The following is a 21,243-nucleotide window of genomic DNA, read 5'->3' as shown; positions in this document are numbered from 1 at the left end:
GGGGTCAGGGCAGCCTCCAGTCCACGGGCTCGGCGCCCTGTCGCGCCAAGAGATCGTTCACTCGGCTGAACGGCCGGGAGCCGAAGAAGCCCCGATCGGCCGACATGGGGGAGGGGTGCGCCGATTCGACCGACGGGAGATCGCCGAGCAGCGGCCGCAGATTGCGCGCATCGCGCCCCCACAGCACCGCCACCAAGGGCCGGCCACGCGCCACCAACGCCCGGATGGCCTGTTCGGTGACCTCTTCCCAGCCCTTCCCGCGGTGTGCGGCGGGCTTACGGGGCGCCGTCGTCAGTGCCCTGTTCAGCAACAGCACCCCCTGGTGCGTCCACGGGGTGAGGTCGCCGTTGGACGGCCGCGGCAGCCCCAGGTCGGAGTGCATCTCCCGGAAGATGTTCTCCAGGCTCCCCGGCACCGGACGCACATCGGGCGCGACGGAGAAGCTGAGCCCGACCGCATGCCCTGGGGTCGGGTACGGGTCCTGGCCGACGACGAGCACCCGCACCTCGTCGAAGGGCTGTTGAAAGGCCCGCAGCACATTGCTGCCGGACGGGAGGTATGTCCGTCCCGCGGCGATCTCCGCCCGCAGGAAGTCGCCCATCGCGGCGATCCGTCCGGCGACGGGCTCAAGTGCCTTGGCCCAGCCGGGTTCGACGATGTCTTGAAGAGGTCGTGCAGCCACGGGATCACCCTACTGGCCGCACACCGCCCTCCTTCAATCGATGGCCCGGGCCTTCCATGGGCTCGTGACCCGGACCGCGGCCGGTCTTCCCCGTCTGGGTCGTCCTCCCGGCTGTTGCTCGGCCGGTAATGGTGAACCCCAACTCACCGGCGGCGCAGGACATTTTCAGGTCGCGAGGCACGGCTGGACCGTGACCTGGTGATCCGTTCGCGTCGCGGTCCCGCCCCCCGTCCGACGACGGTCCGCGACGGTCTCGCGCCCGCTCACCCCACCACGGCGGCTCGCACGCACAGCACATCCGGCAGATGGGAGGCGAGCTGCTGCCAGCTGTCGCCGTCGTTCGCGCTCGCGTACACCTCGCCGTTGCGGTTGCCGAAATAGACGCCCGCGGGGTCGGCGTCGTCCACGCTCAGCGCGTCTCTGAGCACGGTGCCGTAGTGGTCCTCTGCGGGCAGGCCGTCGTCAAGGGGTTCCCAGGTCTCTCCCGCGTCCTCGGTGCGGTACACCCGGCAGCGGTGGTCCGCCGGCACCCGGTCCATATCGGCGGTGATGGGGAAGATATAGGCGACGTTCCCCCTCCGCGGGTGGGCGGCCACGGCGAATCCGAAGTCCGAGGGGAGGCCGCCGCCGATGTCCGTCCACCGGGCGCCGGCGTCGTCGCTGCGGTAGACGCCCCAGTGGTTCTGGAGATACAGCCGGTCGCGGTCCACCGGGTCCTGGGCGATCTTGTGGACGCACTGGCCGAACTCGGGGTGCTGATCCGGCAGGAAGACCGCCTTCACGCCGTTGTTCGACGGGGACCAGTCCGCCCCGCCGTCCACGCTGCGGAACACGCCGGCGGTCGAGACCGCGACGGTCACCGCGTCGGCGTCCCGCGGGTCGGTGATCACCGTGTGGACGGCGAGCCCGCCACCCCCGGGGACCCACTTCTCCCTGCTCGGGTGATCCCAGAGTGCTCGCACCAGCTCGAAGGTCTCGCCACGGTCCTCGGACCGGAAGAGTCCGCCGGGCTCGGTGCCCGCGTAGACGACATCGGGGGCGGCGGGGCCCGCCGGATGCAGCTGCCACACCCGCTCCAGTGAAGTCCCGGTGTAGGGCGGGTACTTGACGGCGGGCCGGGCCGGTTCGTGCCAGGTGTCGCCGAGGTCGTCGGAGTGGAAGACCGAAGGGCCCCAGTGGGCGCTGTCGGCCCCGGCCAGCAGCCGGGTCGTCGCGCGGCGGGTGTCGATCCCGAGGGAGTACACCGCCTGCGCGGGGAAATGCGGGCCGCCCCAGCGCCAGTCGCCGCGCCGCCTCCGGCCGATGAACAGCCCTTTGCGCGTGCCCACCGCGAGTAGTACGTCAGTCATGCCCGACACCTCCGGGACGCCGTTGTCTCAGATAGTCGTCAGTCTGCACCCGACCACTGACAATGGCGTCCCGGATGATATTCGTGCAGGTCAGACGGCCCGGTGGTACGGCTGGGGCACATGTACCCCAGCGCCCAGCTCGCGCGCCGCCTGCTGGGCGAAGCTCGGGGAGCGCAGCAGTTCGCGACCGATCAGCACCGCGTCGGCCTGACCGTCGGCGATGATCTTCTCGGCCTGCCGCGCCTCGGTGATCAGACCGACGGCGCCCACCGCGAGACCGGCTTCCCGCTTGACGCGCTCCGCGAACGGGACCTGGAATCCGGGCGATGCCTCGATCTTCGCGTCCGGTGCGTTGCCGCCGGTGGAGGTGTCGAGCAGGTCGACGCCGTGGGCCTTGAGTTCGCCGGCGAAGCGCACGGTGTCCTCGGCGGTCCAGCCCTCCCGTTCGTCGGCCGCGTTCTCGCTGAGCCAGTCCGTCGCCGAGATCCGGAAGAACACCGGAAGGTCCTCGGGCCACACCGCGCGGACGGCGTCCACGATCTCCAGCGCGAAGCGGGTCCGGTTCTCGTACGAACCGCCGTACTCGTCGGTGCGCCGGTTGGTGAACGGCGAGAGGAACTCGTTGATCAGGTAGCCGTGCGCACCGTGAATCTCGGCCACCTCGAAGCCGGCTGCCAGTGCGCGGCGGGCCGTCGTTGCGAACTGCTCGACGATCTCGCCGATCTGCGCCGTCGAGAGCTCCGCGGGAGTCGTGGACTTCTCGTCGAACGGCACCGGGCTCGGCCCCACGGGCGTCCAGCCGTGGTCCTGGCCCGGTGCGAGCGCGGCGCCGCGGTCGACCCACGTCCGCTCGGTCGACGCCTTGCGGCCGGCGTGCGCGATCTGGATGCCGGGCACCGTCCCCTGGGACTTGAGGAAGCCGGTGATGCGCCGGAACGCCTCGGTCTGGGTGTCGTTCCAGAGCCCGAGGTCGTAGGGGCTGATCCGGCCTTCCGGGCTCACCGCGGTGGCCTCGGTGAGGATCAGTCCCGTCCCGCCCGCCGCGCGTGCGGCCAGATGCTGGAAGTGCCAGTCGCCGGGCGCACCCTGCGCCGACCCCGCCGGCGCCGCCGAGTACTGGCACATGGGTGCCATCCAGAGGCGGTTCGGGATGGTCAGCGAGCGAAGGGTGATGGGCTCGAACAGTGCGCTCACGGCGGGCTCCTGTACGTGACGGCGGCTGCGGGCTCCGGATGGACCCACGGTCATACGATAGGAGTCGTACTACGGTGGATGTCAAACTACGAAGACCTTCGTACTAGCGTGCCGGGTGCGGCGGAAGAGGCCGTGGACCGTCACGTTCCCTCGTCTGCGCCTGTGGCATGGCAGGGCAACGGGCCGCTGGCTACGCTCGCCGAGGGGGCCGACCACCTGACCTCAGGAGACTTCGATGACGCAGGTGCCCGAACCGCGAGACGTGCCCCCGCGTCTTGTCACCGGCGCGTTCATTCTGAATTCCGGACTGAGCAAGTTGAAGGCGGACGAGGCGACCGCGCAGGGGCTGCACGGCATGGCCTGCGGGGCGTACCCCTTCCTGCGCAAGCTGGAGGCCGAACGCTTCACACGGCTCCTGGCGTGGACGGAGATCACGGTCGGGGGAGCGCTCCTCGCCCCCTTCGTGCCGACGCGGGTCGCCGGGTTGGCGCTCACCGGCTTCTCCGGCGGCCTGGTGGGCCTGTATCTGCGGACGCCCGGAATGCGGGAACCCGGCAGTGTGCGCCCCACGCAGGACGGCGTCGCGCTGGCCAAGGACTCCTGGATGCTGGGCATCGGCCTGGGTCTGCTGGCCTCCGGGGCGCGGTGGGGCTGTGCGGCCAAGTCCCGGCGCGGGCGGGGCTGCGGGCGAAAGCGCGGCCGGGGTTGGTGCCGTCACTGACGGTCGGCCCGGCGCCTGCGGGCGATGCGTTGCGGTAGGTGGCCGGCGGTCGGGTCACGGGAGCATGGCAAAATACGACGGGTCTCGTACAATGGCGCTGCGGGCGGCGCCCGCCACGCGTCGAGCAGGCCCTCGCGGCAGCAGCCGAGGGGCCGGGACGGTCGACGCCGATGCCGACCGAGCCGTACGTCAGGAGACCTCATGCCGACCGATACGACGTCCGTGGTCGCCGGACCAGGCTCCCGGGCGCTGGCGCACCCGGCCCGTGAGGACATCCGCCTCGCCGACGTTCTGCACGCACTGGCCGACCCGGTGCGGTTGCGGATCGTCTGCGTGCTCGCCGCCGCCGAGGGGGAGCTGAACTGTGCTGACATCGAGCTCCCGGTCAGCAAGTCGACCTGCACCCACCACTTCCGGGTGCTGCGGGAGCACGGCGTCATCGAGCAGAACTACCGGGGCACGGCCAAGATGAACGGGCTGCGCCGCGCCGATCTGGACGCGCTCTTCCCCGGTCTCGTCGACGGCGTCCTCAAGGCGGCCGAGCTACAGGCCCGACGGCTCGGCGACGTCTGACGCCGAGCCGCCGACCCGGCGAGACGCCTGACGCGGGACCGCCTGCGCGGCGGAGGGCGGCGACGGGTATGGGGTGCCCGTTTCGGTGTCCAGGACAGCTCACCCGGCCGCGCTCGCAGAACTCGCGTCCGGGGTGTCCGCAGGGCTCGTACCCGCCGCGCCGGCTGAGCTCGTATCCGCGGCCCCCGCTGAGCCTGCCGCACCCAACAGCCGTTCCCAGTCCGGGAGTTTGACCGTCCCGCGTCCGAGCTGATGCCCCCATGCCGCCTCGGCCGCCTCGATTCCCAGCCAGCCCGTCCAGGGGACCGGCTGCTGCCCGGCCCGGCGCAGCGCCTCCACGGGGTCGTCGGCCACCTCGCGCCCGGCCAGTGCGGCGGCATCCTCCAGGAGCGACAGTGCGGTCTCCTTCGCGCACGGCCGGTTGGTGCCGATCACGCCGGTGGGGCCCCGCTTGATCCAGCCCGCCACATACGCCCCCGGGTACGGCGCCCCGTCCGGCAGCAGTACCCGCCCCGCAAGGTGCGGCACCGTCCCGCGCTTCTCGTCGAACGGCAGGCCGGCCTGCGGCGTGCCCCGGTAGCCGACGGAACGCAGCACCAACTGCGCCTCGATGTCCTCGAATACACCGGTGCCCACCACCCCGCCGAGCCCGTCGGGAGCCGTCCGCTCGAAGCGGACCGCCCGCACGCCCGAGGCGGCGTCTCCCAGCATTTCGACGGGGCGCAGGAAGAACCGCAGGTGGATGCGGCGTGGACGGCCCGCCCCGGCCGCCGTCGGCTCCGGTGTCGCTCCGGCCGCCGCCGTCGGCTCTGCCGCCGACCCTTCCGCCCAGCCGCGCAGCACCTCGACATTGCGCCGTGCGGCGGCCGGCAGCGCACCGGGGTCGCGATACGCGGGGTCCAGGGCAAGCTCCTCCGGTAGCACCCGGACCTCCGCGCCCGGCAGCGTGGCCAGTTCCCGCAGTTCCTTGGTCGTGAACTTGGCCTGCGAAGGGCCGCGCCTGCCGATCATCCAGACATCCTCGACGCGGCTGTCCGCCAGCGCGCCGAGCGGTCCGTCCGGCATGTCGGTGGCGGCGAGTTCCGCGGCGCCGCGGGCCAGGATGCGTGCCACGTCGACGGCCACATTGCCCACGCCGACCACCAGCGCGGAGCGTGCGGCAAGGGTGAAGCGGATGGCCGCGGCATCCGGATGTGCGCTGTACCAGGCGACGAAATCCGTCGCCGGGTGACTGCCGGGGAGCTCCTCGCCGGGGATTCCGAGGTGCCGGTCGGTGGCGGCACCCACGCAGAACACCACCGCGTGGAAGATCTCCCGCAACTTCTCAAGGCTCAAATCCGCGGTGCCCACCTCGACATTGCCGAGGAAACGCACGCGAGGGTGCTCCAGTACCCTCCGCAGATTGCCCTGCAGTGATTTGATCTTCTCGTGGTCCGGTGCGACGCCGTAGCGGACCAGGCCGTACGGGCAGGGCAGCCGGTCCAGGACGTAGACCTCCACGTCCGGTACGGCCTGTTGTTCGACCAGGGACTGGGCGGTGTAGACACCGCTGGGTCCCGAACCGATCACTGCGACACGAAGCACGGGTGGCTCCTTCCGCGAAGTACCCCCAGCATCCCACCGGCGGGCGTGGGAGGGGAGATGCGCTATCGGGGTTGCTCGCGGTGCGCCAAGCGTGCCGCGCGGCGGGCCCCGGTGAGCTAGGGGCTACGTTTCCCTTGTGTCGGAAAGTGACTTTTATACCGTTAATGACCGATATAGGGCTCAGGGCGTGGCCGCGGAATGGCCTGTCTGGGAGCTGCAGGGCTACGGCTCCGCCGCGCCCGCCCCTGAGCCTGCCTCCTTCGGCGATCCGCTCGGAGATCAGGGCCCCGGGGCCTTGCCGCCCCGGCTCGATCCGCTGGGCCCTTGGTTCAGCGCCCGGCTCTCCTTCGCCGACGGCGCCAGGGTCGACGTGCTGGTGGCGGTCTTCAACGACCGCATCGCCGTCGAGGACGTACGCGCGGATCCGCCGCTGACGCTCGACGGGCTCGCCGCGCTGGCCCGCTGGATCGACGGGCCGCTCGACGACGCCTGCCGGACCGCCACCGGCCGGCCTCGAAAGGCGCGGCCGGGCGCGGACGCCCAACCCTTGGTGAACCCGTGGCAGGCGCGGTCCGAGGTGGAGCCGCCTGCCGGACGGGAGGGCTGCGCGCCGCGGCCGCAGGGGCGGGCGAGCGCATCACCTTCCGGGAGCGTCGTCCGTGGCGACGGTCCGTGGTGCGCGCCGGGCGTGTCGGACGCGCCGGGTGCGGACGTGCCGGAGACGTCGGGTGGTGCGGACACCGCGGGTATGGCGGACGTGGCGGGTGCGGCCGGAGTGACTGCCGATGGCGACGGATACGGCGCCCGGGACGGTAACGGGGCCGACGACCGAGGCGCCATCGGCCTCGACGCCCCTCCCCGCGCCACCGACACTCAGGCGCATTTCGCTGCCGAGCCCGAGGGGGCAGGAGCCCAGGGAGCCCTCTACGACGGCGGCTCGGAGGTCACCGAGCCCCTCGCGTCGGACGGGTCGACGTCAGGACCGCTACCCGTCGCCGGCGCTTCGTCCGATCGGGATGCCGAGGCTGCCCCCGACCCCCGCGTCACGATCTCCGACTCGATCTCCGAGGCCCCGTGCGAGCCTGCCGACCCATCGGGCCCTTCTCACGCTTCGTCCGCTTCCGACCCGTCCGATCCTTCCGACTCTTCCGATGCCTCCGGCGTCTCCGAGCCGAACGCCTCGCCCGCGCTCCTCGCCCGCTCACGGGCAACGGAACGCCGCAGGCTCGCAGCGGACGTCTACCGGGAGGCGCAACGTCAGGGGCGGGACCCGGTGGAGGCCGTCATGCAGGCCACCGGGCGCAATCGCCGAAGATCGCTGAGGCTGATCGCCGGGGCGCGCGACGAGGGATTCCTGACGCCGCGCCACAAGCGCTGATGGCACGGAGTCGCGGCCTCCCTCGACCGGCCATGATCGACGGTATGAGCAACCGGCACACCTGACCGACCGACACACGTGACCAGCCGGCCGACGGGCCGGCCCCGACGGACCGACCGGCGGCGGGCCATCAATCCCCCGTGCCCTCGCGCATCTTCTGCATCCGGGCGATCTCGGCGCTCTGCTGCGCGATGACGTCGTTCGCCATCTCCTCGACGAGGACGTTGTTGCCCTCCGAGAGGGCATCGGTGGCCATGGTGACCGCGCCGTTGTGGTGGGCGATCATCAGCTTCAGGAAGAGCTCGTCGAACTGCGTTCCGCGCGCCTTTCGAAGCCGGCCCAGCTCGGATGCGGTGGCCATGCCCGGCATCTCCGCATGCTGGTGCCCCTGTTGCTCGCGCGGACCGCCATACCGGCTCAACCAGCCGTCCATGGCGCCGATTTCGGGCCGCTGGGCAGCGGCGATCCGTTCCGCCACCCGGCTGACCTGCTTGTCGTCCGCGTGCCGCCCGGCCAGGCCGGTCATCACCAGCGCCTGCCGGTGGTGAACGATCATCATCTGGACGTAAGCGAAGTCGGCGGAGTTGGGGGAGTCGTCGCGCCTGGCCTGCTTGGCCTCGTCGGCGGTGAGGGTCTTCGCCGGCTCGCCCGGCTCACCCGGCGCCACCACCCTGGGGCCGCCGGTGTCGCTCGCCTCGGGCGTGTCATCGGACGAGCATCCGCTCAACGCGAGGGAGGCGGCCAGACCGAGGCCGGTCACGGTGAGGGCGATGACTCTCCTGGGACGCTTCAACGTGCGTACTCCTGTCCGCGAGGCGATCTGAACGGATTCGGTGTTACATCTTCAATCCCCTCTATTGATATGTACATGAGCAGCGCGATATCACCGGGTCCAGGACCGTTCACTTCCGAACGGACACTAGGGAGGACCTCGTGACGTCGTTGCACAGACCCCGCGTGCGGCGCAGATACCTCGGAGCGGTGGCCGGGACCTTCGGGCTCGTGGCCGCACTCCTCGCGGCCGGACCCGCGGCCGCGACCCCCGACCCCGGCGACAGCCCCTCCACAGCCAAGGAGGTGAGCCCCGGTCAGCGGAGCGACACCAAATCCGCGATGGAAGACGGTGACATACCCGGTGTGGACGAGATCGTGCACAGCGACAACGTCCGCCATCTGGCCAACATCCCCAAGCAGGCGCTCCAGAGCGTCAATTCCGACCTCGCCTTCCAGGGTAAGTACGCCTTCGCAGGCAACTACGACGGTTTCGTCATCTACGACATCTCCCGGCCCAAGGCGCCCAGGACGGTGAGCCAGGTGCTCTGCCCCGGCAGCCAGAACGACATCAGCGTCTCCGGGGACCTGCTGTTCCTCTCCACGGACTCCTCGCGGAGCGACAACTCCTGCAGCAGCGCCAGTCAGCCCGCCACGGAGAAGTCCTCGTGGGAGGGCATGAAGGTCTTCGACATCAGCGACAAGAGGAACCCGAAGTACGTCGCCGCCGTCGAGACCGCCTGCGGCTCGCACACCCACACGCTGGCCCCCGATCGCCGCGACGTCTACATCTACGTCTCCTCGTACTCGCCCAGCGAGACCTTCCCCGACTGCCGGCCGCCGCACGACGGCATCTCGGTCATCAAGGTGCCTCGATCGGCGCCGGAGAAGGCCGCCGTCATCGACTTCCCGGTCCTCTTCCCCGACGGCGGCAACCCCGGGGGCAGCGCCAACCCCGGTGTCTCGAAGACCACCGGGTGCCACGACATCACCACCTTCCCGAAGCTGAAGCTGGCCGCGGGCGCGTGCATGGGTGACGGCATTTTGATGGACATCTCCAACCCTGCCGCGCCGAAGGTCCTCGACCGGGTCCAGGACAACGTCAACTTCGCGTTCTGGCACTCCGCGACGTTCAACGAGCGCGGGAACAAGGTCGTGTTCACCGACGAGCTGGGCGGCGGCGGCGCGGCCACCTGCAACGAGGCGACCGGATCGACCCGCGGCGCGGACGGCGTCTACGACATCGCCGGTAAGGGCGACAAGCGCAAGCTCGTCTTCAAGAGCTACTACAAGATTCCGCGCCACCAGGCCGACACCGAGAACTGCGTCGCGCACAACGGTTCGCTGATCCCCTCCAAGAACCGCGACATCATGGTCCAGGCGTGGTACCAGGGCGGCGTCTCGATCTGGGACTTCACCGACTCCCGGCACCCGAAGGAGATCGGCTACTTCGAGCGCGGCCCGATCTCCACGGACTCGCTGGTCACCGGGGGTGCCTGGTCGGCGTACTACTACAACGGCCACATCTACTCGAACGACATCGCCAAGGGCTTCGACGTCCTCGCGATCGACGACCGCCGCACGGACAGCGCCGAGTCGGTCCGGATGCGCGAGCTCAACGTCCAGACCCAGCCCGACTACCGCTGAGCCCCGCACCGGTCACGCCCCGGCCGAGGCCGGCTACGGCCGGGGCGCGCTCGGTGCCCGCGTCCCGCCGGGCGGATCCTCGGCCGGCGGGACGCCCAACTCCCATACCAAGCCGTATCGTTGGAACAGCTCGGCGCGCAGCCGGGCCTGCGGCATCGGTGCCCCTGGCAGGAGCAGGGGCACCACCGAGCCCATCAGCAGCGCGCGGAGCAGCGGATAGTCGGCGTCCGGATCCGGCGACCCGTACGCCGCGACCGTCTCGCGCAGCAACTGGGCCAGCCGCTGCTGCTCGGGGCACTGGATGAAGCCCTCGGCCGTCAGGACGCCGGCCATGTGGGTGCGCATGAGCAGCGGGTGGTCGTGCGCCAGCCCCAAGATCGCGTCGATGGCGCGGGCCATCAGCTCGTTCCCCGCATCCGGCCCCGTCGGCCGCGGCTCACGCAGCAGCGCCGCCTCAAGGGTCAGATGCATCAGGCGGTGGACCGCCGACTGCAGCAGCTGACGCTTACCGGGGAAGTAGTACGAGACCAGCCCGCGGGCCGCTCCCGCACGCTGCGCGATGTCACCGAGCGTCGTCGCCTCGTACCCGCGCTCGCCCACCAACTCGACCGCGGCCTGCAGCAGTCGCTCGCGAGAACGCCGCCGCAACTCTTCATTGACCGATGCGCTGCGGGGGGACATGCTGTAACTCCTGCGTTGACTGGCTGAGAGCCAATATACTCAGCGGACCTCCGGATGTCCGCCTGCCTTCGGCGGCGAACCCGGTAGGAGCCCCTGATTCGGGCGACGCGGGGGATCGCCCGAGTCGGGGGTCTTTACCTTTCTGACCTGCGGTTTTTGTCGCCGGCCGACGGGCGGGGCACGCTCGGGCCACTCTCGGGTCGCTTGCGGAGGAGTCCGCCACCGCCGCCCCCGTGCGCTCATTTCGTCCGGAACCGCACCCGGCGCGCCTCGCCGTCGCCCGAGCCGCCCCGCGCCGCTGGGCCGCCTCCGCCGCCCTCCCCTCGGTCGTATCCCGCCTGAATCGCAGCTCCCGAAACGTGGCGATGCTCGCTTCGGGTGCGCCTGCCGCTTGTTTTCCTAGGGGTCTTAGTTTATACCTAGGACCCCTAGGAACGGAGCAGCGTGCATGGTGCGGGCAGGGCTGACGGCGGAGCGGGTGACGATCGCGGGCGCCGAGCTGGCGGACGAGGTCGGGCTCGATCAGGTGACCATGTCGCAGGTGGCGCGGCGGCTCGGCGTGAAGGACGCGAGCCTCTACACGCACGTGCGCGGCCTGGAGGATCTGCGCGGACGCATCGCGCTGCTGGCGGCGGACGAGAAGACCATCCGCATCGCCGAGGCGACCGCCGGGCGGGCGGGGAAGGACGCGCTGGTCGCGTTCGCCGACGCCTGGCGGGAGTACGCCCGCAACCATCCGGGCCGCTACATGGCGACGCAGACCCCCATCCAGATCGACCCCGCGCTGGCCGCCGAGGCGCCAGGACCGCGGCGCGCGGTCGAGCTGACCTACGGCATGCTCCGCGGCTACGGCCTGGCCGAGCCCGACCTGACCGACGCGGTCCGTTTGTTGCGCAGCACATTTCACGGGTTCGTCGCCCTGGAGGCCGCCGGAGGGTTTGCACACGCGCGTTCGCCGCAGCACTCCTGGGTCCGCGCACTCGACGCCCTGCACATCCTCCTGGAGCACTGGCCCACGTCCCGAGAAGGAGACTCCTCATGACCGTCCCGACCATCGGCAACCTGCGTGTGGATGGCGCGACCCTGCACCACGTGGTGCGCGGCCGGGGCCCGCTCCTGCTGCTCATCCCCGGAGGGGCGGGCGGCGCGGCCTCCTTCGACGGCATCGCCGACGACCTGGCCGCCGAATACACCGTCGCGACGTACGACCCGCGCGGCATGTCCCGAAGCACGCTGGACGACCCCGAGGCCGAGCAACGCGTGGCCGAGCACGCCACCGATGCCCTGCGGATACTGGATCTGCTGTCGCCCGGCGAGCCCGCCCGGGTGTGCGGCATCAGCTCGGGCGCGATCACCGCCCTGCATCTGCTCACCGCCCACCCCGAACGCGTCGAACGCCTCGTGGCGCACGAGCCGCCCGTCGTGGAGGTCCTGCCGGACGCCGCCGAACATCGCGCGCTCCTCGCGCGTGTGCAGGAGGCGTTCCGCACCCAGGGGCTCATGCCGGCGACGGCCGTCTTCGCCGCCGGTCTGAAGAAGGAAGGCGACACCGTCGAACCGGAGGCCGCGAGGAAGCTTCCGCCGCAGGCAGCCGCGCGGGCCGAGTCGACGATGGCCAACCTGCCGTACTTCGTCGGGCGCATCGTCCCCCGGTTCATGTCCTACGCCCCCGACATCCACCGGCTGCAGGCGCTCTCGGACCGGCTCGTCCTCGCCGGCGGCCAGGACTCACGAGGCGAGCTGCCCTACCGGTCGGCCGCCTTCCTGGCAGACCTTCTCGGCACGGAACTCCTGCACTTCCCCGGCGGGCACACCGGCCTGACCACCCACCCCGTGGAGTTCGCTGAACTCCTTCGGAAGGCATTGCGTGCTTAGACCTGTGGCGGTCGACGGCGCGGGAGGATGGTGGCCGCCGGGCCCCCGCCGAGCGAGGTCAGAGCGGATGGGCGAGCAGGTCCTTGCGCGGCAGGGGCCGGTGCAGGGCCAGGAGGGCCTGGTCGTCCTGGGGAGCGCCGTCGCTGTGGCGGCTCACGTCGCGGACGAGGAAGTCGAGGACGGTGGTCAGGTCCGGGAGGTGGCCGGTCTGGCGCAGGTAGGACTGCATCATGCGGGGGACGCGGTCGGCGGGGTCGAAGAAGGTGCCTGCGCGGTCGCGGGCCTCGGTGACGCCGTCGGTGAAGCACAACAGCGTCGCCCCGGGTGGGAAAGGGTGCGTTTCCACCGGTGATTTCCAGCTCCCCAGCGCGGTGATGCCCAGCGGCGGCGCTTCCTCCGGCGGCTCCAGTACGCGGGCGCTGCCGTCCCTGTGCAGCAGGAGCGGGGCGGGGTGGCCACGGTTGATGAGGTGGAACTGGCTGAGGTCACCGGCGAACTGCACGATGAGGGCGGTGGTGAACCCTTCGATCGAGTCCAGCCCTTCGCGGCGCTGGCTCTCCCGCAGCAGCGCCCCTTCCATGCACTCCACGAGGCTGGGCAGGTCGGGCTCGTGGTCGGCGGCGTAGCGGAAGACCCCGATGTCGACGCTGACCGCCGTCACGGCGGACAGCCCCTTGCCCCTGACGTCGCCGACCATGGCACGCACCCCGAAGGGCGTCTCCTGCACCACGTAGAGATCGCCGCCGATCAGTGCCATGTCCTCGGCGGGCACGTAGCGGGCGGCGATCTGCAGGCTGCCCAGCCGGCTCGGCGGACGGGGAAGAACGGCCCGCTGGGCCACCTCCGCTGCGTAGCGTGCCCGGCTGGCGCTGACGTGCTGTGTGCGCAGCGACCGGTTCAGCCCGATGGCCAGCGCGGTGACGGCCGCCAGGGTGATCTGAACCGCGGCGTCGTCCTGCCAGCCGTAGGTTCCGTCGACGTAGCCCAGGCCCGCCTGCACCAGCATCGCCGTGAGGCCGATGCCGACGATGCCGGCCGGACTGAGCAGGGAAACGGCCGTCACCGGCGCCACGGCCAGCAACGGAGCCGAGGACACCGTGGGAGGTGTCAGCAGATCTACCAGGGCCGCGAGGGCGATCACTACCGCCGGAATCCAACGGCGTACCCGTGACCACACTGGCAACACCCTCATCAGGCCATTCTGCCCTGATCGGCAACAGAACGCCCCCGCCCCCGTCCCCGCGCCGCGTGGCAACGCCCGCCCCGCCGAGCCTTCGGTCGGTGGAGCGGGCGTTCGTGCCGCAAGCACGGGCGTCGTGGACCTCACCCAGGCGGTCGGTCGCCTCCACCGGCCGGCCCGGACGGTGCCGTGCCGAGGCGCAGCATGACCTTGCTGCTGCCGCTGGTGGGGTCGGCGGCGACGGCCAGTGCCTCGGCGGCCCGCTCCAGGCCGAAGCGGTGGCTGATGACCGGTGAGACGTCGAGGCCCTGGTGCATGGCCAGGAGCGCGTCGTCGATCTCCTCGACGAAGCGGTACGAGCCGATCCAGGTGATCTCGCGTGTCACGAGATCTCCGAGGGCGGCGGTGACGGCCGTGCCGGGCAGGTTGCCGACCTGTACGAGGGTGCCGCCGCGCGCGGTTGCCCGCAGCACCGGCCCCAGTGCGGCAGGGGCGCCCGATGCCTCGAAGGCCAGCTCCACGTCCTGCGGGAGGGGCTCCCCCCGGCCGAGGTCGACCGTTTCGTCCGCGCCCATGGCCTTGGCGACCGCGAGCGACGCCGCCGAGAGGTCCGCGGCGATCACCCCTGCGGCCCCGCGGTGCCTGGCGGCGGCCACCACCAGCGACCCGATCGGGCCGGCGCCGTTGACCAGCACCGTCTTCCCGCTCAGGTCACCGGCGCGGTGCACGGAGTGCAGGGCCACCGCGAGAGGTTCGGCGAGGGCGCCGTGCTCGGTGGTGACGTTCTCCGGCAGCGGCCGTACCTGGGCCGCGCGGACCACCCGGTACTCGCTGAAGCCGCCGTCGGTGTGCGGATGGAGCGCGGCGGAACCGAAGTAGCGGATGCAGGGGTGGAGGTTCGTACGGCCGGCGATCCGGTCGGGCAGCCGGTCGTCTCCCACCGGCTCCGCCGGGTGGACGGTGACCGGCTGCCCCTCCGCAAGTCCGGTGACATCCTTGCCGACGCCGGCGATCCGGCCGGCGACCTCGTGGCCGAGCACCAGCGTATCCTTGAGCGCGGCCGTACCGGATGTCCCGTGCTTGAAATAGGCGACGTCGGAACCGCAGATCCCGCCCCACTCCATGGCCAGGAGGACCTCCCGCGGGCCCGGCACCGGTGCGGGACGCTCGTCGATCCGGAGGTCGCCGGGGCCGTGGGCGACAACTGCCTTCATGCCGCGTCCTCCAGACGCACCAGGTCACGCCCGCGTGTCTCGGGGGCGAGGACGATGGACACCAGGGTGATGAGTGAGTAGACGACCAGCATCGCCGCGACGGGCCACCAGCTGCCGGTGACGGCGGTGAGGGTGGCCGCGACGACCGGTCCGACGGCGGTGGCGAGGATGCCCCCGATCTCCTTTGCCAGCGCCAGCTGGGTGAAGCGGGTGCGCGCGCCGAACAGTTCGGCCATCGTGACGCTCTCCAGCGAGAACAGGCCCAGGACACCCACATTGAGCCCGACGATCATGCCGGCCATCACGCCGGCCGTGCTGCCGGAGGCGATCAGCAGCATCACCGGGAACGCGAGGACGATGGTCAGCACGGTGAGGGCGAGGTAGAGGGGACGGCGGCCGAAGCGGTCGCCGAGCAGGCCGATCAGCGGCACGGTGGCGAACCCCAGCAGCGAGCCGTACACGATGGCGTCGGTGGGGACGGACCGGTCGGCGCCCAGCGTGGTGGCGATGTAGCCGACGAGGAACGTCTGCATCAGTCCCGAGTTGCCGGCCTGCCCGAAACGGAGGCCGAGCGCGAGGAAGAACGCCTTGCCCTTGCGCTGCCGGATGCCTGCTTCCAGGACGCCCTCCTGCTGCGCGTCGGTGGTCTTGCTCGCGACCGCGGTGGCGACCTCGGCGCGGGACATCGCCACCCCGTCCACGACGTCGGCCCGCTCCTCGAACACCGGGCTCTCCTTGAGGTTCCGACGCAGCCAGACCGCGAAGACCATGAGGGCGAAGCTCAGCAGGAACGGAAGACGCCAGCCCCAGGTGATCAGCTGCTCCTCGCTCAGCGTGGCGAGCAGCACCGCCCACAGGCCCGAGGCGGCGAGGGTGCCGGAGTTGGTGCCGAGGGAGACCAGCGAGGAGATCAGGCCGCGGCGCCGGGCGGGGGCGTACTCGGCGAGCATGACCGTGGCGCCGGCGATCTCGGCACCCGCGCCGAAGCCCTGCACCAGGCGCAGGACGACCAGCAGGATCGGCGCGAGGATGCCGATCGCTCCGTACGTGGGGAGCACGCCTATCAGCGTGGTCGAGGCGCCCATCAGCAAGATGGTGAGGAACAGGACCTTCTTGCGCCCGATGCGGTCGCCCATCCGGCCGAAGTAGAGGGCGCCGGCGAGCCGGGCGACGTATCCCACCCCGTAGGTCGCCATGGCGGCGATGAGGCCGATCGCGGGGCTGACGTCGGGGAAGAAGATCTTGTTGAAGACGATGGCGGCGGCCAGCGAGTAAAGCTGGAAGTCCATGAATTCCATGGCGGTGCCGAGCCAGCCGGAGACGGCTGCTCTGGTGAGATCGCGGGTCGTTCTTCTCGCGGCGCTCATCGGCTCCGTCGCTTGCGTTTCCGTCATGAGGAACTCCATTGTTCTTCGGCCGTGCGGGAGCGGTGGGACGGGGGAGTGGCTCCCTGGGTGGGGCGGTCCTTGGGGAAGGGCGGTCGGGGGCGGACCTCGGTGCGGGTCAGACCTCGATGCGGCCGGCGCGCAGCGCGGGTAGCCGGGCCGCGACGGCGGTGATCAGGGCGTTGTCCTCGGCCAGATCCGGGGCACCGAGCGCGTGCAGCAGACGGCGGACGGTGTCCTCCCCGTCGGAGTGCGTGCCGTCGCGCCAGCAGCGGTGCAGGGCGGGGGCGGCGGGGTCCGTCGTACCGAACAGCTGCCCGCCGTCACCGCCGGGCCGTGTGGCGTTCGCCCAGGCGGCCAGCGAGAGCTCCAGTACGGGGGTGGCGGCAGCGGCGGCCCGCAGCTCACGCAGTGTGTCGAGCCACCGCTCGGGAATCTTCAGGGATCCGTCGGAGCCGATCTGCCGGAGCAGATGCCGCACGCCCGGATTGCGGAACCGCTGCACCAGACCCTCGGCGTAGGCCGCCGGTGCGGGGCCGCCGGCGGGCAGCGTCGGGGCGATCTCGGTGCACAGGGCACGCACCAGCTGCTCGCCCCAGTCGGTCGCCAGGGTGTCGGCGATGGTCGTGCAGCCCGCCGCGGCGCCCGCGTAGGCCAGCGCGGAATGACAGCCGTTGAGCATCCGCAGCTTGGTGAGCTGGTACGGCACGACATCGGGGACGAACAGGGCACCGTCCAGCTGCCACGGGGGCCGCGGCCCGGCGAAGGAATCCTCCAGGACCCACTGCCGGTACGGCTCGCCGACGACCGGCAGCGCGTCGAGCACGCCGAGCGCGGCCTGCGCCGCCTGCCGGTCCGCGTCGGTGGTCGCGGGCACGATGCGGTCCACGATCGTCGAGGGGAACGTCACCGACGTGGCCAGCCAGTCGAGGACGGCCTGCCGGTCCGGCCACGGCGCGGCCTCGACGAAGTCGCGGACGACCCGGCCCAGCGCGGCGCCGTTGGCCGCCATGTTGTCGCAGGAGACGATGCTGACGGGGGCGCCGCCGGAGCGCATCCGCGCGGCGAGTCCCGCGGCGATGCGTGCGATGACGGTGGTGAGCACGCCGGTCCCGCCGGCCGCGAGATCGGCGGCGATGCCCGGCGCCGCGGTGTCCAGCGCGCCGGTGTCCGGGCGGCGGTGGTAGCCCTTCTCGGTGATCGTCAGGGTCACCACGGAGACGTCGGGGGAGGCGAGCAGCCCGTTGATCCGCGCCGCGTCCGGCTGCATTCCCAGGGCGTCGACGATCGCCCCGGACACCTGGGTGACCGTGCCTTCCGGACGCAGTTCGGTCACAGAGTAGAGGCAGTCCTGCGACCGCAGCGCGTTGGCCGTGGCGGCCGAGCGCGGGGCGACGACGACGGTCCCCCAGGGCTCGCCGGACCGGGCGGCGGCGGTCTCCGTGTAGCGGGCCTGGTGCGCCCGGTGGAAGGCGCCGAGGCCGAAGTGGACGACGCGCGGACGCAGGTCGCCGGGGTCGACGGCCGGGCGCAGGGCCGGGGGGACCCGGTCGAGGGTGTGGCGGCTCAGCAGGGGAGCGGCCGGGTGCGAGGGCAGGTTCATGCGGGTCACCAGTCGTGCACCGAGCCGTCCAGGCGGCGCGCGACGGGCAGGTAGCGCGCCTGGTACGGGAAGCGTTCGGCGGCCTTCTCGTCGTACTCGACGCCGAGACCGGGCTCCTCGGACGGGTGCAGCATGCCGTCGGCGAACGTCACCCCGCTGCGGAAGACCTCGGCGGTCTCGTCCGCGTGCTCCATGTACTCCTGGATGCCGAAGTTGGGGACCGCGGTGTCGAGGTGGACGGCGGCGGCGAGAGTGACCGGGGAGAGGTCCGTCGCCCCGTGCGAGCCGGTCCTGACCTGGTAGAGCGCGGCCAGGTCGAAGATGCGGCGCAGGTGAGTGATGCCGCCGGCGTGCACGACGCTGGTGCGGACGTAGTCGATGAGCTGCTCGGTGATCAGGTGCTGGACGTCCCAGATCGACGTCAGCACCTCCCCCACGGCGACCGGCGTCGTCGTGTGCTGCCGGATGAGCCGGAACGCCTCCTGGTTCTCGGCCGGCGTCGGGTCCTCCATCCAGAACAGCCGGCAGTCCTCGACCTGTTTGCCGAAGCGGGCCGCCTCGATGGGGGTGAGCCGGTGGTGCACGTCGTGCAGGAGGTGGAAGCCGAAGCCGAAGCGCTCCCGGACCGCCTCCAGGTAGGTGGGGGCGAACCGCAGGTAGGCCTCGGTGTCCCAGGGCTGCTCGTCGGGCAGCGAGGTGGCTGCCGGTTCGTAGACCTTGCCCTTGCGCACGCCGTAGGTGCCGCCGACGTCCGGGACGGCGGCCTGCGCGCGCACGGCGCGGTAGCCGAGGTCCAGGTAGCGCTCGACGTCGTCGAGCAGCGACGCGGTGTCCGTGCCGCTGGCGTGCCCGTAGACCATGACGCCGTCGCGGGATCGGCCGCCGAGCAGCTGGTGGACGGGTAGTCCCGCGACCTTGCCCTTGATGTCCCACAGGGCCGTGTCCACGGCGGCGATGGCGGTCATCGTGACCGGCCCGCGGCGCCAGTACGCGCCGCGGTACAGGTACTGCCACAGGTCCTCGATACGCGCCGGGTCCTTGCCGATCAGCAGCGGCACCAGGTGGTCCCGCAGGTAGCTCGCCACGGCCAGCTCGCGCCCGTTCAAGGTGGCGTCGCCCAGCCCGACCACGCCGTCCGAGGTGGTGATGCGCAGGGTGACGAATGTCCGGCCGGGGGAGGCGACGAACACCTCGGCACGTTCGATCTTGCTCACGGAAATCTTGCTCCTTCGGTATGCGCACCGTGCCGGTCGGCGGGGTGCGGCCGACCCGGGCAGCTGGTCGACCAGCACTGGTATACAAGCACTGGTCGTACAGGTGCGCAATACTTTCGAAACATCGATTGACCAGCATGGGCAGTGCGGTCTGCGGGCCCCGATACGATGAGCGCATGGCTCGATCGAACCGGCAACGAACCAGCCGCCTGGCCGTCTACGAGACGCTGCGCCGCAAGGTTTTGGCCCTGGAACTCCCACCGGGCGCGGCGCTCTCGGAGAACGAGCTCGCGGCGTCCCTCGGGGTGAGTCGCACCCCCGTACGGGAGAGCCTCATCCTCCTGTCGCAGGAGGGGCTGGTCCAGATCTTTCCGCAGGTCGGGTCGTTCGTCTCGCGCGTCGATCCGGCCAGGGTGGCCGACGCGCAGTTCCTGCGGGAGGCCGTGGAACTCGCCGCGCTCGACGACCTCCCCGCCGAACTGGACCCCGAGCAGGTCGAGGAACTGCGGCGCAACCTCGCCGAGCAGCAGCGGCCCGGCCTGGACCTCGAGGAATTCTTCGCGCTGGACGAGGCCTTCCATCACGCCCTGCTGCGGCTGAGCGGACACGGCAGCGCCTGGGCGACCGTGGTCTCGGCCAAGGGGCATCTGGACCGGGCGCGCCGGCTCGGTCTCTACGACACCGCCTCACCTGCGGGCTTCGCCGCCCAGCACGTCGAGATCTTCGACGCGGTGCTCGCGGGCGAAGCCGCACAGGCACGCTCGGCCATGCGCGCCCACCTCCGGGCGGTGTTCGACGACGTCGAGCGCGTCCGGACACGCTCGCCTGAGCTGTTCGCCAAGGACACCGGGTCGGTGCCGGTCCGCCGCAACGTCGTCGTCTGGGACTGACGGGTCCACCGTCAAAGGCGGCGTGCCTCGTTCTGCGCGCAGGCACGGATACGGGCACGGGCGGCTGCGCGGCCCGTGCCCGTATCCGCGGGCATGTTCGCGGCTACTCGAAGCGCGAGGGGTCGCCGGCTCCTCGGCGGACGATTTCCAGCGTGTCGCCGGAGAAGTCGATGACCGTGGTCGGCTCGGTGCCGCAGTCGCCGGAGTCGACCACCGAGTCCACGACGTGGTCGAGCCGCTCCTTGATCTCCCAGCCCTGGGTCATCGGCTCCTCCTCGTCGGGCAGGAGCAGGGTGCTGGAGAGCAGCGGTTCACCGAGCTCGGTGAGCAGCGCCTGGGCGACGGGGTGGTCGGGGATCCGGACTCCCACCGTCTTCTTCTTGGGGTGCATCAGCTGTCGGGGCACCTCCTTCGTCGCGGGAAGGATGAAGGTGTAACGGCCGGGCGTCGCTGCCTTGATCGCGCGGAACACGTCGTTGTCGATGTGCACGAACTGCCCCAGCTGCGAGAAGTCCTGACACACCAGCGTGAAGTGGTGGCGGTCGTCGAGGTTGCGGATCGACCGGATCCGGCCGATGCCGTCACGGCTGCCCAGCCGGCACCCCAGCGCGTAGCAGGAGTCCGTCGGGTACACGACGAGCGCGCCGGAGCGGATGCTTTCAGCAACCGTGCTGATGGTGCGCCGCTGGGGATTTTCGGGGTGCACGTCGAAATACTTCGCCATCCGCAGAGTCTAGGTGATCGGGGCCGTGCGCATCGGTGGCCCGAACGGGCGTCGCCGGCCCACGGGAGCATGGCACCGGAAGCGGTCGCCCGCCGACCGGACGGGGGTTACGTTGGTCAAGGTCGATGTCGACCGTGCTCCCGCCCTGGCGCAGGGGTTTCAGGTCCGGGCCGTGCCGGCTCCGCCCCTGCTCGACGGCGGCGAGGTGCTCCGCGTGGACGTCGTCGAACGACGCCCACCGACGGCGTCGGAAACGGAAGGGCAATCGCCATGTCGACTCAATCCGACCCGCACCTCGCGATGGTGAAGCCGGTGACGCCGCGGACCCCCGAGGGCTGCGAGGAGTGCCTGCGCCTCGGCTCTCCCTGGGTGCATCTGCGACTGTGCCTGACCTGCGGGCACGTGGGCTGCTGCGACTCGTCGCCGCTCAAGCACGCCAGTCAGCACGCCAATGATGACGGCCACCCGATCGTGCAGTCCTTGGAGCCGGGTGAGGACTGGCGCTGGTGCTACATCGACGAAGCGATCGTCTGAGGGACGCCGACGCCGACGCCGCAGACCGCGGGAGGCGACCCGCG

At 71.2% G+C, this 21,243-nt stretch carries 20 protein-coding genes; 8 read left to right on the top strand and 12 right to left on the bottom strand.

Translation table 11 applies throughout. The annotated features are described in order from the left end of the window. Positions 1-4: 4 nt before the first annotated feature. The 3 genes from ACGFZW_RS03630 to ACGFZW_RS03620 form a co-directional block, all read right to left on the bottom strand. Positions 5-682 (bottom strand): uracil-DNA glycosylase, encoded by a 678-nt coding sequence (locus ACGFZW_RS03630; RefSeq protein WP_393891365.1) that lies wholly within the window; start codon positions 680-682, stop codon positions 5-7. A 263-nt stretch (positions 683-945) separates the two neighbouring features. Next, entirely contained in the window at positions 946-2,031 is a 1,086-nt protein-coding gene (locus ACGFZW_RS03625; RefSeq protein WP_393891364.1) for a WD40/YVTN/BNR-like repeat-containing protein, read from the bottom strand. 90 nt (positions 2,032-2,121) lie between these two features. Next, positions 2,122-3,225 carry an NADH:flavin oxidoreductase/NADH oxidase gene (locus tag ACGFZW_RS03620; protein WP_393891363.1) on the bottom strand — a complete coding sequence of 368 codons (1,104 nt, stop codon included), beginning with the start codon at positions 3,223-3,225 and terminating at the stop codon, positions 2,122-2,124. Between the two features lie 235 nt (positions 3,226-3,460). Between ACGFZW_RS03620 and ACGFZW_RS03615 the strand changes: the two genes are divergently transcribed. Both ACGFZW_RS03615 and ACGFZW_RS03610 read left to right on the top strand, forming a co-directional pair. Then, on the top strand, positions 3,461-3,946 hold the full coding sequence (locus ACGFZW_RS03615) for a hypothetical protein (protein ID WP_393891362.1): 486 nt from the start codon (positions 3,461-3,463) through the stop codon (positions 3,944-3,946). A gap of 201 nt (positions 3,947-4,147) precedes the next feature. After that, entirely contained in the window at positions 4,148-4,519 is a 372-nt protein-coding gene (locus tag ACGFZW_RS03610; protein ID WP_393891361.1) for an ArsR/SmtB family transcription factor, read from the top strand. A 99-nt stretch (positions 4,520-4,618) separates the two neighbouring features. Here ACGFZW_RS03610 and ACGFZW_RS03605 read toward each other — a convergent pair whose 3' ends face one another. Then, on the bottom strand, positions 4,619-6,103 hold the full coding sequence (locus tag ACGFZW_RS03605; RefSeq protein WP_393891360.1) for an FAD-dependent oxidoreductase: 1,485 nt from the start codon (positions 6,101-6,103) through the stop codon (positions 4,619-4,621). Positions 6,104-6,290: 187 nt separating this feature from the next. Between ACGFZW_RS03605 and ACGFZW_RS03600 the strand changes: the two genes are divergently transcribed. Beyond that, positions 6,291-7,481, top strand: a complete 1,191-nt coding sequence (locus ACGFZW_RS03600) for a DUF6214 family protein (protein WP_393891359.1) — start codon at positions 6,291-6,293, stop codon at positions 7,479-7,481. Between the two features lie 130 nt (positions 7,482-7,611). On the opposite strand, the gene ACGFZW_RS03595 is transcribed toward ACGFZW_RS03600, so the two are convergent. After that, a complete protein-coding gene (locus ACGFZW_RS03595) occupies positions 7,612-8,274 on the bottom strand; it encodes a DUF305 domain-containing protein (protein WP_393891358.1) in 663 nt (220 codons plus the stop codon). Positions 8,275-8,414: 140 nt separating this feature from the next. On the opposite strand from ACGFZW_RS03595, the gene ACGFZW_RS03590 reads away from it, so the two are divergent. Continuing rightward, entirely contained in the window at positions 8,415-9,899 is a 1,485-nt protein-coding gene (locus ACGFZW_RS03590) for an LVIVD repeat-containing protein (RefSeq protein ID WP_393891357.1), read from the top strand. Between the two features lie 33 nt (positions 9,900-9,932). Here the strand turns inward: ACGFZW_RS03590 and ACGFZW_RS03585 are convergent, their stop codons facing one another. Then, the gene (locus tag ACGFZW_RS03585) at positions 9,933-10,580 is read right to left on the bottom strand and encodes a TetR/AcrR family transcriptional regulator (RefSeq protein ID WP_393891356.1); all 648 of its coding nucleotides are present in this window, start codon (positions 10,578-10,580) and stop codon (positions 9,933-9,935) included. Between the two features lie 448 nt (positions 10,581-11,028). On the opposite strand from ACGFZW_RS03585, the gene ACGFZW_RS03580 reads away from it, so the two are divergent. Further along, entirely contained in the window at positions 11,029-11,622 is a 594-nt protein-coding gene (locus ACGFZW_RS03580) for a TetR/AcrR family transcriptional regulator (protein WP_393891355.1), read from the top strand. After that, positions 11,619-12,455, top strand: a complete 837-nt coding sequence (locus tag ACGFZW_RS03575) for an alpha/beta fold hydrolase (RefSeq protein ID WP_393891354.1) — start codon at positions 11,619-11,621, stop codon at positions 12,453-12,455. The genes ACGFZW_RS03580 and ACGFZW_RS03575 overlap by 4 nt, the downstream gene beginning before the upstream one ends. 58 nt (positions 12,456-12,513) lie before the next feature. On the opposite strand, the gene ACGFZW_RS03570 is transcribed toward ACGFZW_RS03575, so the two are convergent. From ACGFZW_RS03570 to manD, 5 genes are all read right to left on the bottom strand, one after another. Further along, positions 12,514-13,647 carry a PP2C family protein-serine/threonine phosphatase gene (locus ACGFZW_RS03570; protein ID WP_393891353.1) on the bottom strand — a complete coding sequence of 378 codons (1,134 nt, stop codon included), beginning with the start codon at positions 13,645-13,647 and terminating at the stop codon, positions 12,514-12,516. A 131-nt stretch (positions 13,648-13,778) separates the two neighbouring features. Beyond that, positions 13,779-14,849 (bottom strand): L-idonate 5-dehydrogenase, encoded by a 1,071-nt coding sequence (locus ACGFZW_RS03565; protein ID WP_393891352.1) that lies wholly within the window; start codon positions 14,847-14,849, stop codon positions 13,779-13,781. Beyond that, positions 14,846-16,243 carry an MFS transporter gene (locus tag ACGFZW_RS03560; RefSeq protein ID WP_393891351.1) on the bottom strand — a complete coding sequence of 466 codons (1,398 nt, stop codon included), beginning with the start codon at positions 16,241-16,243 and terminating at the stop codon, positions 14,846-14,848. The genes ACGFZW_RS03565 and ACGFZW_RS03560 overlap by 4 nt, the downstream gene beginning before the upstream one ends. Before the next feature lie 109 nt (positions 16,244-16,352). After that, a complete protein-coding gene (locus ACGFZW_RS03555) occupies positions 16,353-17,837 on the bottom strand; it encodes a mannitol dehydrogenase family protein (RefSeq protein ID WP_393891350.1) in 1,485 nt (494 codons plus the stop codon). A 5-nt stretch (positions 17,838-17,842) separates the two neighbouring features. Beyond that, positions 17,843-19,051 (bottom strand): D-mannonate dehydratase ManD, encoded by a 1,209-nt coding sequence (manD, locus tag ACGFZW_RS03550; protein ID WP_393891349.1) that lies wholly within the window; start codon positions 19,049-19,051, stop codon positions 17,843-17,845. Positions 19,052-19,227: 176 nt separating this feature from the next. Here manD and ACGFZW_RS03545 point away from each other — a divergent pair, with 176 nt between their 5' ends. After that, complete coding sequence (locus ACGFZW_RS03545; protein WP_393891348.1) at positions 19,228-19,941, top strand: GntR family transcriptional regulator; 714 nt, start codon at positions 19,228-19,230, stop codon at positions 19,939-19,941. Positions 19,942-20,044: 103 nt separating this feature from the next. On the opposite strand, the gene ACGFZW_RS03540 is transcribed toward ACGFZW_RS03545, so the two are convergent. Next, positions 20,045-20,665 carry an L-threonylcarbamoyladenylate synthase gene (locus ACGFZW_RS03540; RefSeq protein ID WP_393891347.1) on the bottom strand — a complete coding sequence of 207 codons (621 nt, stop codon included), beginning with the start codon at positions 20,663-20,665 and terminating at the stop codon, positions 20,045-20,047. Positions 20,666-20,935: 270 nt separating this feature from the next. Here ACGFZW_RS03540 and ACGFZW_RS03535 point away from each other — a divergent pair, with 270 nt between their 5' ends. Continuing rightward, positions 20,936-21,199: a UBP-type zinc finger domain-containing protein gene (locus ACGFZW_RS03535; protein WP_393891346.1), complete on the top strand. Its 264-nt coding sequence runs from the start codon at positions 20,936-20,938 to the stop codon at positions 21,197-21,199. Positions 21,200-21,243: the final 44 nt, after the last annotated feature.

It is taken from the genome of Streptomyces sp. NPDC048248, from assembly GCF_043201875.1.
Taxonomy (GTDB): Bacteria; Actinomycetota; Actinomycetes; order Streptomycetales; family Streptomycetaceae; genus Streptomyces.
Note: the sequence above shows the minus strand (reverse complement) of the source record. Positions and strands in the feature narration are given on the sequence as shown.

What these genes read in the sequence shown, in the direction of transcription:
- ACGFZW_RS03570 (WP_393891353.1), bottom strand. Translation starts at nt 13,647, where the DNA reads ATGAGGGTGTTGCCAGTGTGGTCACGGGTACGCCGTTGGATTCCGGCG.
- ACGFZW_RS03565 (WP_393891352.1), bottom strand. Translation starts at nt 14,849, where the DNA reads ATGAAGGCAGTTGTCGCCCACGGCCCCGGCGACCTCCGGATCGACGAG.
- ACGFZW_RS03545 (WP_393891348.1), top strand. Translation starts at nt 19,228, where the DNA reads ATGGCTCGATCGAACCGGCAACGAACCAGCCGCCTGGCCGTCTACGAG.
- ACGFZW_RS03575 (WP_393891354.1), top strand. Translation starts at nt 11,619, where the DNA reads ATGACCGTCCCGACCATCGGCAACCTGCGTGTGGATGGCGCGACCCTG.
- ACGFZW_RS03555 (WP_393891350.1), bottom strand. Translation starts at nt 17,837, where the DNA reads ATGAACCTGCCCTCGCACCCGGCCGCTCCCCTGCTGAGCCGCCACACC.
- ACGFZW_RS03560 (WP_393891351.1), bottom strand. Translation starts at nt 16,243, where the DNA reads ATGACGGAAACGCAAGCGACGGAGCCGATGAGCGCCGCGAGAAGAACG.
- ACGFZW_RS03610 (WP_393891361.1), top strand. Translation starts at nt 4,148, where the DNA reads ATGCCGACCGATACGACGTCCGTGGTCGCCGGACCAGGCTCCCGGGCG.
- ACGFZW_RS03585 (WP_393891356.1), bottom strand. Translation starts at nt 10,580, where the DNA reads ATGTCCCCCCGCAGCGCATCGGTCAATGAAGAGTTGCGGCGGCGTTCT.
- ACGFZW_RS03540 (WP_393891347.1), bottom strand. Translation starts at nt 20,665, where the DNA reads ATGGCGAAGTATTTCGACGTGCACCCCGAAAATCCCCAGCGGCGCACC.
- ACGFZW_RS03580 (WP_393891355.1), top strand. Translation starts at nt 11,029, where the DNA reads ATGGTGCGGGCAGGGCTGACGGCGGAGCGGGTGACGATCGCGGGCGCC.
- ACGFZW_RS03625 (WP_393891364.1), bottom strand. Translation starts at nt 2,031, where the DNA reads ATGACTGACGTACTACTCGCGGTGGGCACGCGCAAAGGGCTGTTCATC.
- ACGFZW_RS03615 (WP_393891362.1), top strand. Translation starts at nt 3,461, where the DNA reads ATGACGCAGGTGCCCGAACCGCGAGACGTGCCCCCGCGTCTTGTCACC.
- ACGFZW_RS03535 (WP_393891346.1), top strand. Translation starts at nt 20,936, where the DNA reads ATGTCGACTCAATCCGACCCGCACCTCGCGATGGTGAAGCCGGTGACG.